This is a genomic window from Streptomyces sp. NPDC059788 (assembly GCF_042732265.1).
Classification (GTDB): domain Bacteria; phylum Actinomycetota; class Actinomycetes; order Streptomycetales; family Streptomycetaceae; genus Streptomyces.
The window spans coordinates 45,986-57,732 of sequence record NZ_JBHWHY010000015.1 but is presented as its reverse complement, the minus strand read 5'-3'; the positions used below and the strand labels follow the sequence as shown (position 1 = coordinate 57,732).

The 11,747-nt window shown below is 72.2% G+C and carries 6 protein-coding genes and 1 tRNA gene; 6 read left to right on the top strand and 1 reads right to left on the bottom strand.

Annotated features, from left to right (window positions below; genetic code table 11):
* Nucleotides 1–8 precede the first annotated feature (8 nt).
* Nucleotides 9–1,697 (bottom strand): thiamine pyrophosphate-binding protein, encoded by a 1,689-nt coding sequence (locus ACFV57_RS15105; RefSeq protein WP_385230899.1) that lies wholly within the window; start codon nt 1,695–1,697, stop codon nt 9–11.
* 368 nt (nt 1,698–2,065) lie between these two features.
* On the opposite strand from ACFV57_RS15105, the gene ACFV57_RS15100 reads away from it, so the two are divergent.
* The 6 genes from ACFV57_RS15100 to ACFV57_RS15075 all read left to right on the top strand — a co-directional run bounded on the left by ACFV57_RS15100 (nt 2,066) and on the right by ACFV57_RS15075 (nt 11,712).
* Nucleotides 2,066–2,150: transfer RNA gene (locus ACFV57_RS15100), tRNA-Leu, on the top strand.
* A gap of 533 nt (nt 2,151–2,683) precedes the next feature.
* Entirely contained in the window at nt 2,684–5,620 is a 2,937-nt protein-coding gene (locus ACFV57_RS15095) for an AAA family ATPase (protein WP_385230896.1), read from the top strand.
* A gap of 365 nt (nt 5,621–5,985) precedes the next feature.
* Complete coding sequence (gene aroF / locus ACFV57_RS15090) at nt 5,986–7,041, top strand: 3-deoxy-7-phosphoheptulonate synthase (protein ID WP_385230893.1); 1,056 nt, start codon at nt 5,986–5,988, stop codon at nt 7,039–7,041.
* 252 nt (nt 7,042–7,293) lie between these two features.
* Nucleotides 7,294–7,791, top strand: coding sequence for a winged helix-turn-helix domain-containing protein (locus ACFV57_RS15085; protein ID WP_385230890.1), 498 nt, complete (start codon nt 7,294–7,296; stop codon nt 7,789–7,791).
* A 394-nt stretch (nt 7,792–8,185) separates the two neighbouring features.
* Entirely contained in the window at nt 8,186–9,181 is a 996-nt protein-coding gene (locus tag ACFV57_RS15080) for a ParB N-terminal domain-containing protein (protein WP_385230887.1), read from the top strand.
* 464 nt (nt 9,182–9,645) lie between these two features.
* Nucleotides 9,646–11,712: an ABC transporter ATP-binding protein gene (locus ACFV57_RS15075; RefSeq protein ID WP_385230884.1), complete on the top strand. Its 2,067-nt coding sequence runs from the start codon at nt 9,646–9,648 to the stop codon at nt 11,710–11,712.
* Nucleotides 11,713–11,747: the final 35 nt, after the last annotated feature.

The window sequence follows — 11,747 nt, the reverse complement described above, 5'->3', positions numbered from 1 at the left end:
ACGGCTCCTCACTTGTACATGGTCTGGTTGACGGTCCCCGGGGCGTACGCGTCCGGATCGATCCACACGTTGATCAGCGACGGCTTGCCGGACTGCCGGGCGCGCTCCAGCGCCGGCCGGATCTGCGCGGGGTCGCGGACCTCCTCGCCGTGACCGCCGAGCATCCGCGCGAACGCGTCGTAGGGCACGTCGCCCAGCGTGTTGCCGAGCCGCTCCCGCGCCGCGCCGTACTTGGCGCGCTGGCCGTAACGGATCTGGTTCATCGACGAGTTGTTGCCGACGATCCCCACGAACGGCAGACCGAAGCGGACCAGGGTCTCGAAGTCCCACCCCGTCAGGGAGAACGCGCCGTCCCCGAAGAGCGCCACCACCTCCTTGTCCGGCCGCGCCTTCTTCGCCGCCATCACGAACGGCACACCGACGCCGAGCGTCCCCAGCGGCCCCGGGTCCATCCAGTGCCCCGGCGCCTTCGGCTGCACCACCTGGCCGGAGAAGGTGACGATGTCGCCGCCGTCCCCGATGAAGACCGAGTCCTCGGTCAGGAAGTCGTTGATCTCGGCGACCAGGCGGTACGGGTGGATCGGGGCGGCGTCCGAGCGCAGCAGCGGCAGCCGTTTCGCCACCGCCGCCTCCTCAACCGCCCGCAGCTCCTCGATCCACTCCTTGCGCCGGCCCGCGGCCGCGCCCCCGTCCGGGTGGCCGGAAGCGGCCTGGGCCGCGGCGGCCAGCACCAGCCCCGCGTCGCCCACGACGCCCAGGTCGATGTCCCGGTTGCGGCCCACCGTGCGGTAGTCCAGGTCGATCTGGACGACGGTCGCGGTGGGGGACAGGCGCTTGCCGTAGCCCATCCGGAAGTCGAAGGGGGTGCCGACGATGACGATCAGGTCGGCGTGCGCGAAGGCGTGGCGGCGGGAGAGCTGGAAGTGATGCGGGTCGCCGGGCGGCAGCGTGCCGCGGCCGGCGCCGTTCATGTACGCGGGCACGTTCAGGGCCCGTACGAGGCCGGCGGCCGCGTCCGCACCGCGCGTCGTCCACACCTGGCTGCCGAGCAGGATCGCCGGCCTCTCGGACCGTACGAGCAGGTCGGCCAGCCGCTCGACGGCGTCCGGGTCGCCCGCGGACCGCGTCGAGGCGCGGTAGTGGCCGGCCCGGGGTATCCGCGCGGTGTCGCGCGGCACCTTCGCGTCCAGCACGTCCCGGGGGATCTCCAGGAAGGAGGGGCCGGGGGCGCCGTGGTAGCACTCGCGGAAGGCCATCGAGACCATGTCGGCGGCGCGCGCGGTGTCCGGCACGGTGGCGGCGAACTTCGTGACCGGCGTCATCATCTCGACGTGCGGCAGGTCCTGGAGCGAGCCCATCTTGTGCTGCCCGAGGGCGCCCTGCCCGCCGATCAGCAGCATCGGTGACTCGGCGCGCAAGGCGTTGGCGACCCCGGTCACGGCATCCGTCGTGCCGGGCCCGGCGGTGACCACGGCGCAGCCCGGCCGGCCGGTGATCCGGGCGTGGGCGTCCGCGGCGTGCGCGGCGACCTGCTCGTGCCGGACATCCACCACGTCGATGCCCTCGTCGGCACAGCCGTCGTAGATGTCGATGATGTGGCCGCCGCAGAGGGTGTAGACGACGTCCACACCCTCCGCCTTGAGCGCCCTGGCGACCAGATGTCCGCCGGAGACGAGGTCCTGGGGGGCGTCGGGCATGGGGCATCGCTTCCCTTCGTGGGGGTGCGGTCGGCAGGTTCCCGATCGATTGCATACAGTCGACGAATACTGTATGGACTGGTTATCCCGCATCGGGTGACGGATGTCCAGGGCGAAGGGCAACGTTCAAGCCAGTGGCCGGACGGTGGCGCCGCCGCCCTGGGGCGGGTCGGGTGCTGTCGTCGCCGGTCGCCGCCGCCGGGGGCTGTCGAGGGCCGCCGGCAGCGCCGGGGGGCGGCTCCCGCCCAGCTCCCCGCGGTCATAACCCGCCCTTATGGCCTCACCGGATACGCAGGTGAAACCCACTCCGAAACCTTGGTATTGTTGTCCATGTCGCCGCGGGGAACACCCCGCGAAGACCACACCTGGTCCGGGTGGCGGAATGGCAGACGCGCTAGCTTGAGGTGCTAGTGCCCTTTATCGGGCGTGGGGGTTCAAGTCCCCCCTCGGACACACATCACAGAACCCCATGGTCCCCGCGGACCATGGGGTTCTGTCGTTGCCCGTGCCCGGTCGGCGCGCGTCGGCGGCCGGAGGGGGTTCGGCTGGGGGCGGGTCGAGGGTGGCTGAAGTGTGTTGTCGGGGGTGTGGGGGGATCGGGGTGGGTGGGGGTATGGGGTGAGGGGGGTCTGTTGAATTCTTTTGTTGCGGTTACCGGGTTGTTTTCCAGCGATTTCCGTTACGCCCGGTGAGGGTTTTGGGTGAGGTCGCGTGTGGGTGCGGGGAGGGGAATGGTGGACTCCTGAAATACTTTCCGGTGCGGCCTGGTCGAAGGGCCCGGCCGGGGTAATGTTGATGGAATAAGGAACATGTTAGGGGCGGGCGGTCGGCGCCGGAGTGCGGACCCGGGCGGTGACCGTGCCGAAGGTCGGGGTAAACAGGCCCGCGTAGATTTCCTGTGACCGTTGACGCCGGAAGGGTCGGTCGCGACTGGGTATCTGTCCAACTGCACAACGGGAGTCCGGATACGGGGGTGAAGCCGGCTCATGAAGTGGGTCGAACGGGACACGGAGCTCTCCGTCCTGGAGGGGCTGCTGGACGCCAGCGCGGCCGGACGCGGCAAAGTGGTGCTGGTCAGCGGTGCGGTGGCCGGCGGGAAGACGACGCTGTTGCGCGCCTTCCGGGAGCGGGCCGCGCCCACGGGCGCGCTGTGGCTGCAGGCCACGGCCACCGCCGCGGAGAAGGACGTACCGCTGCGGGTGGCCGGACAGCTGCTGCGGGGGGCGACGCTGACCGGCGCGGACGCCGAACCCGCGGTGTGGCTGCCGCCGCCGGCGGGGAGCGGCGGCGACCGGCCGCGGGCCGCCGACGACGAAATTCCCGCGGAAGTCGCCGTGAACGTCTTTCCCCGGGTGTGCGGCATTCTCTTCGCCCAGGCCAGGAAGCGGCCGGTCGTGGTGTGTATCGACGATGTTCATCACGCCGACGCCTATTCGCTGGAATGCGTGCTGTATGTGGTGCGGCGACTGGATGTCAGCAGGATTCTGGTGGTCCTCGGGGAAAGCAGTGGTTCGGAGTGGGAGGACAGTCCGGCGCGGCGGGAATTGCTGGGGCGCCCGGCGTGCCGATTCCTGCACGTCGGTCCGCTGCCGCGGAGCGGCGTCGTCGCCATGATGGCCGCCGGGCACAAAGGGCGCCGGTCGGCGCCGCCCGTTTCGGAATTCCATCGGCTGAGCGGTGGCAGTCCGCTGCTGATGCGGGCGCTGCTGGACGACTACGCGGACGCGGACCGGGCCGGTGGCGCCGAGCTGGTGCCGGGAGAGACGTACGAGCGGGCCGTGGCGCTGTGCCTGAGCCGCAGCGACGTCCTGACGCGCCGCACCGCGTGGGTGCTGGCCGTCCTCGGGGAACGCGCCGCGCGGGCCGGGCTCGCCGAGCTGCTCGGTGTCTCCCGCGCGGCGGTCGACCGCAGCCTGCGGGCGCTGCACGACATGGGGCTGCTCGCCTCGGGCCGGTTCCGTCACGAGGCCGGCCGGACGGCGGTGCTGCGCCGGGCGGAACCGCCGCGCAGCGCGAGCCTCCAGGCCCGGGTCGCCCGCGTGCTGTACGAGCACGGTGCGCCGGCGGCCGAACTGGCCCGCCACCTGGTCGCCGCGGGGGTCGTGGACGCCCCGTGGGCGCTGCCCGTGCTGCTGGAGGCGGCCGAAACCGCGCTGGCGCGCAACGAGGTGGGGCCCGCGCTGGACTGCCTGCGGGTGGCCAGGGACAGCTGTGCGGACGAGCGGCAGGTGCTCAAGGTCAGGATCGCGCTGGTGCGGGCGGGCTGGCGGGTGGACCCGTCCGCCGCAGTACGGCACCTGCCCGCGCTCACCGACGCGGCCCTGGCCGGGCGGCTCACGGCCCGCGACATGAAGGCGCTGGTCGGGCATCTGCTGTGGTTCGGCAGGGTGGACGAGGCGCTGGAGGTCCTGCGGGCCGCGGAGGCGGAGGGCGATGCGGCGGGGGACGGGGGAGGTGTACGGGAGGCGGCCGGGCATGCGGGGTGGCGTCCGGAGGCCGTGCCCGGTGCGGGCCGGGCGCGGATGCTGGAGCTGGCGCGGCTCTGGTTCGCGTACGGGTATCCGGGGCTGGCGGCGGAATACCGCGCGGAGTCGGCGGCGGGCCCGTACCGGAGCGTGGCGGCGGCCGGCCGGGCCCCTGGGCTGACGCCGGAGCAGGACACCCAGCAGCGCGCGCTCTCCCTGATGGCCTCCGTACTGGATCAAGGGGCCACCGGAGACGTGATCGGCCGCGCGGAGCGGATTCTGCAGGAGACCCGGCCGGAGGACCGTACCCCTGCGGCGGGCCTGGCGGCCCTGGTCGCGCTCATCGTCGCCGACGGGCTGCGGGAGGCCGCCCGTTGGTGCGACATCCTGCTCGCGGAGGCGCGGGAGCGCCGGACGCCGATGTGGCAGTCACTGTTCGCCACGGCCAAGGCGTTCATCGAGATCAGACTCGGCGAGCTGGCCGCGGCGGAGGAGTCGGCGCACACCGCGCTCACCGTCGTCCCGCCCGAAGGGTGGGGGGCGGCCGTCGCCGCCCCGGTCGCCGCGCTGCTGTACACGAAGGCCGCCATGGGGCGGCTGGACGAGGCGGCGGCCCACCTCAAGGTCCCCGTGCCCGACGCGGCGTTCCGGACGCCCGGCGGGCTGCTGTATCTCTGGGCGCGCGGCCACTACCACCTCGCCGCCGGTCGGCCGTACGCCGCGCTGGAGGACTTCCACCGCTGCGGCGACCTGATGGCGCGGTGGCGCCTGGACCTGCCCGCGCTGGTGCCCTGGCGGACCGACGCCGCGCAGGTCCACGTCTCGCTGGGCGACGACCGCCGCGCCCGTGACCTGCTGGAGGAGGAGCTGTCCCGTACCGGGCCGCGTCCGCTGTGGACGCGGGGTGTCGCGCTGCGGGTGCTGGCGGCGCTGGCCGGGCGTGCCGAGCGTCCGCGGCTGCTCGGCGAGGCCCTGGACCTTCTGCAGCGCAGCGGTCACCGGCTGGAGCTGGCGTACGCGATGGCGGAACTGTCGTACAGCTACTGGGACATGAACGAGGACAGCCGGGCGCGGGTCGCGGCGCGCAAGGCGCAGCAGCTGATGCGGGAGTGCGGCATCAAGGCGCCCGTCCTGAAGGCCTCGCCGGTCGGCGCGGCGAGCGCCTGCCCGCCCGAGCGGTCCGGCGGGGACGGCGCGGTCCGTCCGCCCGCCGAGCTGAGCGGCGCGGAACTGCGCGTCGCGACGCTCGCCGCCCGCGGCTACACCAACCGGCAGATCGCCGGGGCGCTGTTCATCACGATCAGCACCGTGGAGCAGCACCTGACGAGGGCGTACCGCAAGTTGGGCGTGCAGCGCCGGACCGATCTGGCGACGCGGCTGACACCGGACGCCGCGGCGGGGCCCGGCCTGGAGGGATGTGGCGACGGCTCCGCGCGGGACTGTCTGCGTGTCGGGTAGGCGGGGCGCGGGGGCGGGCGGCCGCGACGTGCGGTGCTGCGGTGGATGTTGCGCGGTTGGACACTCCGGCGTGAGCGTGTGGAATCATTTACGACGCAACCACAACCCGTGAACTCCGTTGCGGACAACGGTAGTTGCCGTCGAAGGGCGGATCTGCGGCCGGGGTCGACGGGTGTGCGCGCCAGGGCCGGGTCCGGCGGTGTCCGGGCCCGCGGGGGTCGCGCGAACGGTTTCGCGGCGCGCGGCCGGACGGTCTGCACGAGCCCGTCGGTCGATCCGGCGCACGGCGGTGCGGGCGTGCGCCGGATTCACGTCAACCACATCCGGCCGGCCGGTGCCGGCCAAGGCAACGGGAGGAACCCCTCATGGTGGTGGTGATGGCCCCAGGGGCCACGCAGGAGGATGTCGACGCCGTCGTCGGCCTGGTGCGCTCGGCGGGCGGTGATGCCTTCGTCAGCCGGGGGGTGACGCGGACGATCGTCGGACTCGTCGGGGACGTGGACGTGTTCGAGGCGGAGCTCAACCTGCGCAGCCGCAGGGGGGTGCTCGACGTCGTACGGATCTCCGTGCCGCACAAGCTGGTCAGCCGTGAGCACCACCCCGCCCGCTCGGTCGTGCGGGTCGGCGGCGTGCCGATCGGGCCCGACACCCTGTCCGTCATCGCGGGCCCGTGCGCCGTCGAGTCCGCCGAGCAGACGCTCGGCGCGGCGCGGATGGCCCAGACCGCCGGGGCGTCGCTGCTGCGCGGCGGCGCGTTCAAGCCGCGCACCTCGCCGTACGCCTACCAGGGGCTGGGCGAGGCCGGGCTGCGCATCCTCGCCGACGTGCGGGCCGAGACCGGGCTGCCGGTGGTCACCGAGGTCATCGACGCTGGCAGCGTCGAACTGGTCGCCGCGTACGCGGACATGCTCCAGATCGGCACCCGCAACATGCAGAACTTCGCACTGCTCCAGGCGGTGGGCTCGGCCGGCAAACCGGTGCTGCTCAAGCGCGGTTTCGGCGCCACCATCGACGAGTGGCTGATGGCGGCGGAGTACATCGCGCAGCGCGGCAACCTGGACATCGTGCTGTGCGAGCGCGGCATCCGTACGTTCGAGACCGCGACCCGCAACACGCTGGACATCAGCGCGGTGCCGGTGGTCCAGCGGCTGTCGCACCTGCCGGTGATCGTGGACCCGTCCCACTCGGGCGGCCGCCGGGAGCTGGTCCTGCCGCTGATGCGGGCGGCGCTGGCGGTCGGCGCGGACGGCGTCATGATCGATGTGCATCCGGCGCCGGAGACGGCGCTGTGCGACGGCGACCAGGCGCTGCTCGAAGCCGACATGCGGGAGATCGCCAGTACGGCGACGATCCTCTCGCCGCTGATGGGCCGCAGCCTCACACAGCCGATGCCGCGCGCCGCGGCCGGGGCCGCGTCCTGAAGCGCCGGTCTCCCGGGGCAAAGTGCGCGCCGCCGGTAGGGGTACCCCGACGGGCGGCCCGCCGAAAGCGCACACGACCCACCGTCCGGCCGCTTGGTACAGGCCATTTTCGGCGCGTGCGGCCGGACGGGTGGGGTGCCGGGTGACCGGTGTTCCGCGGTGCACCGCGCCCACCGCGATAGGGGTACCGGTGCTGAACCCGTGATGTCGCCGGACGCTGACGCACCGGGCATCCTGGGGTATGTCGGAGAGATGCGATACGCACAGGGCGGCGGACTGACCGCCGAGCGGCGGGAGTTTCGCGAACGGCTGCGGCGCAGGGCGGTCGAGCGGTTCGCGCGGGGCGAGACCAATCCGGTGATCGCCAGGGATCTGCGGGTGAGCGTGCGGTCGGTGCAGCGGTGGCGCAGGTCCTGGGAGCGCGACGGGGAGCGGGCGCTGGACTCCAAGGGCCCGGCGTCCCGGCCGCGGCTGAGCCCGGCCCAGTTCCGTCAGCTGGAGGCGGAACTCGCCCGCGGTCCGGCGGCCCACGGCTGGTCCGGGCGGCGCTGGACGCTGGAGCGCATCCAGACGGTGATCGCGCGGCGCTTCCAGGTCACGTACACGGTCCAGGGGGTCCGCAAGCTGATGCGCCGTCACGGGTGGACGTATGTGGCGCCGACGGGCAAGGGGGAGGGGCGGGGGGCCGGCGGCTGGGTGCGGACGGAGAGCGGCCGCGCCGGGCGCGCGCGGCCGCCGCGCACCGAATGATCGCCGATTTCCGAAAGCCGCCATTGTGCTGCCGGTCCGTGCCCCGCGCGCGGTCCGCTTCGGGTATCCCGCGGAATGCGACATTGCAGGTTCAGGTGCGTCAGGTAGGGGTGCCCCGTAGATAAAGGCACTGTTAGAGTATGTATCTGAATGGGGGAAGATGGTTTGTTTGAATATGTGTTCCGCTCCGCGTGGGGCGATTTCTGCGGTTCGGGAACCTTCCTCCCCCGCCGGGAGTTGTAGCGGGTCGAGAAGCGGGGGTGGGTTCTACGCCTGAACGGCCCGGCGATGTCTCTCTCCGGCGGACATCGCCGATGCACGGGCCTGCCGTACGTCGTTAGGGTGCGTCGGCGCGAGCTTGCGCACGGGGGAATCACAACGCGAGGAGCCTGGAGTGGAACCTGGGCAGGCGCACCTGGATATGCAGACGGTCGTCGAAGTGGAGATCAATTCACTGTCGGTGGCCGGTTCTCCGCGCATATCCGGGGAAGATTTGGAACATGTGGAGATGCTGACGGTGGCGCAGGCGCCGCTGCCGCCCATCATCGCGCACCGCGCGACGATGCGGGTCATCGACGGTGTCCACCGACTGCGAGCCGCCGAACGGCGCGGCGACGACAAGATTGCGGTGAGATTCTTCGACGGGGACGAGGCCGACGCCTTCGTCCTCGCCGTCGAGTCCAACATCACGCACGGCCTTCCGCTGTCCATGGCGGACCGTAAGAACGCGGCCGAACGCATCATCCGTTCGCACCCGTTGTGGTCGGACCGGATGATCGCCTCGGTCACCGGTATCGCGCCCGGCACCGTCGCGGAGATCCGCCGGCGGGTGTCGGGCGCGGCGGCCGCCGGGCGCGGCCGGATCGGCCAGGACGGCCGCTTCCGGCCGCTCAACGGCGCCGAGGGCCGCCGGCTCGCCGGCAACCTCATCGCCGAGAACCCGGGGCTGTCGCTGCGGCAGATCGCGCGGGCGTCCGGGATCTCGCCCGAGACGGCGCGCGACGTGCGCAACCGGCTGCGCCGGGGCGAGGAGCCCCTCCTGAAGGCCCGGAGCCGGCAGGCCCGGACCCAGCAGGAGCCGGTGCCCGCGGGGCCGGCCGGAGCGGGGGACGGCGGCGAGGCCGCGGGACCCGCCCGGACGCCCGTCCAGGACCGGACGGTGGTCGTACGCCGCCTCAAGGTCGACCCGGCCCTGCGGTTCAGCGAGACGGGGCGCACGCTGCTGCGGCTGCTGAGTATCCACACGATCAGCGCGGAGGAGTGGGACGACATCATGGCAAACATTCCTCCGCACTGCAGCGGCATCATCGCCCAGCTGGCCCGGGAATGCGCGGACATCTGGGCGGACTTCGCCCAGCGGGCCGAGCGGAACGTGGCCGAGGCCGTCTGACACGCGGCCGGACCGTGTCCAAGTGAGGAAAGCGACCGGTTGGACGGACTCCGGACCGTCCAACCGCGTCCGGTGGAAACGCGCGATACGGTCGGTACCGGCGGGTGCTCGCGAAAGCGCCGCCCGCCGGTCCGGCCGGTAATACGGCGCCGATGAATTCACCGGTGTACCGGTGTGCTGCGGACCGGCGATTCACCTTCACCTTTTCCGGGTACGGGCGCGAATTCCCTCGTACCGCCCCAGGGGTATCGGCCTGGCTGGCGGGAGTTGATATGGGTATCGTCGCAACGGCGCACCGCATCAGGGCAGGCGCCGGTCACCGCGGCGTAACCGGCCGGTATTCACGAAGGTTCAAGCGGGCGTGATGGAACGTGCGCCCGCGGGCCGCCGCCGTTTCCGCGCGGCCGCCCGCACGATCCAGGAAATCCGACCCAGGAATCCCGACCCAGGAGGTTTCCGCTGATATGTTTGCCGGACAAGGCTCGGGCATCATGCTGGCGACGTACGACGACCCGGGCAATTCCACGGCTTCGCAGCGGCTCCGGCCGGGAACGCTCCGCCGGATTCTCTCGTATGCGAAACCCCATTCCCGCGAGACGGTCCTGCTGTTGCTGCTGACCGTGGTGGACTCACTGATCATCGTGTCCACGCCGCTGCTCCTCAAGGAGATCATCGACGTCGGCATCCTCCAGCGGGACACCTCGGTGCTCACGGTCGTCTCGCTCGTCGTCGCGGGCCTCGCCGTCCTCGACGCGCTGTTCCAGCTCGCGCAGAGCTACTACTCGGGCCGCATCAGCCAGGGCGTCAGCTACGACCTGCGGGTCCAGGCGTTCACCCACGTACAGCGGCAGCCGCTGGCCTTCTTCACCCGCACCCAGACCGGGTCCCTGGTCAGCCGGCTCAACACGGACGTGGTCGGCGCCCAGCACGCGCTGGGCACCCTCCTGGGCTCGCTGTCCAGCGTCTTCACGCTGGTCCTGGTGCTCGGCAGCATGTTCTACCTGTCGTGGCTGGTCAGCCTGATCGCGCTGCTGATCCTGCCGTTGTTCATGATTCCCGGCGCGCTGGTCGGGCGGCGCCTGACGCGCTACTCCCGGGAACAGATGCAGATGAACGCCGAGATGGGCGCGACCATCGGCGAGCGCTTCAACGTGGCGGGCGCGATGCTCTCCAAGCTCTTCGGCCGTCCGCGGGAGGAAGGGCAGCTGTTCGCGAAGCGCGCGGGCAAGGTGCGCGAGGTCGGCATCACCTGGACGGTCCTGAGCCGGCTGACGGTCATCATCATGACGCTGCTCGCCGCCGTCATCACCGCTCTTGTCTACGGCCTCGGCGGCGCCCTGGTGGTCAACGGCACCTTCCAGGTCGGCACGCTGGTGGCGCTGGCCGCCCTGCTGGCCCGGCTCTACGGGCCGATCACCCAGCTGTCCAGCGTCCAGGGCGAGGCGCACACCGCGATGGTCAGCTTCGACCGGATCTTCGAACTCCTCGACCTGAAACCGCTGATCACCGAGCGGGAGAACGCCACCGACCTGCCCGCGCCGGAGGACGGCTCGGCCCCCGAGATCGCCTTCGACGGGGTGTCCTTCCGCTACCCGCGCGCGAGCGAGGTCTCCCTCGCGTCCCTGGAGTCCAACGCGCTGCCGGCCGACGAGCGGTCCCAGGAGCCGCCCGAGGTGCTGCGCGACGTGAGCTTCACCGTGCCCTCGGGCAGGCTCACCGCGCTGGTCGGCCCGTCCGGCGTGGGCAAGACCACCGCCACGCACCTGGTGTCGCGGCTGTACGACCCGTCGGCGGGCAGCGTCCGCATCGCCGGGCAGGACCTGCGCGACGTGACCCTCGACTCGCTGCGCCGGACCGTCGGGGTGGTGTCCCAGGACGCCCACCTCTTCCACGACACCATCCGCAACAACCTGACCTACGCCCGCCCCGGCGCCACCGAGGAGGAGCTGATCGAGGCGTGCAGGGCCGCGCAGATCTGGGACACCATCAGCGCGCTGCCCAGCGGGCTGGACACCGTGGCGGGCGACCGCGGCTACCGGCTCTCGGGCGGTGAGAAGCAGCGCCTGGCGCTGGCCCGGCTGCTGCTGAAGGCACCGTCGATCGTCGTCCTCGACGAGGCGACCGCGCACCTGGACTCGGAGTCCGAGGCGGCCATCCAACGGGCCCTCAGGACGGCACTGCGCGGCCGTACGTCCGTCGTCATCGCGCACCGGCTGTCCACCATCCGCGAGGCCGACCAGATCCTGGTGTTCGACGAGGGCAGCATCCGCGAGCGGGGCACGCACGACGAACTGCTCGCGGCCGGCGGCCTCTACGCCGAGCTGTACCACACGCAGTTCGCCCGGCAGGCCGCCAATGGGAGCGGCCCGGCACCGGCCGCGCCGGGCGCCGGGGAGGAGCGCCGGCCGCAGGAGGCGGCGCCGCAGATGATGCCCGGCGGCATGGTCTTCTACGACGGGTCCGGGCCCGACGGCGGGGGCGCCCCGGGCGGCGTCTGGCACACCGACGGTCCGGGGCCCGGGGGCCGCTGACCACCGGCCGCCCGGCGGCCGCGTAACGGGGAGGA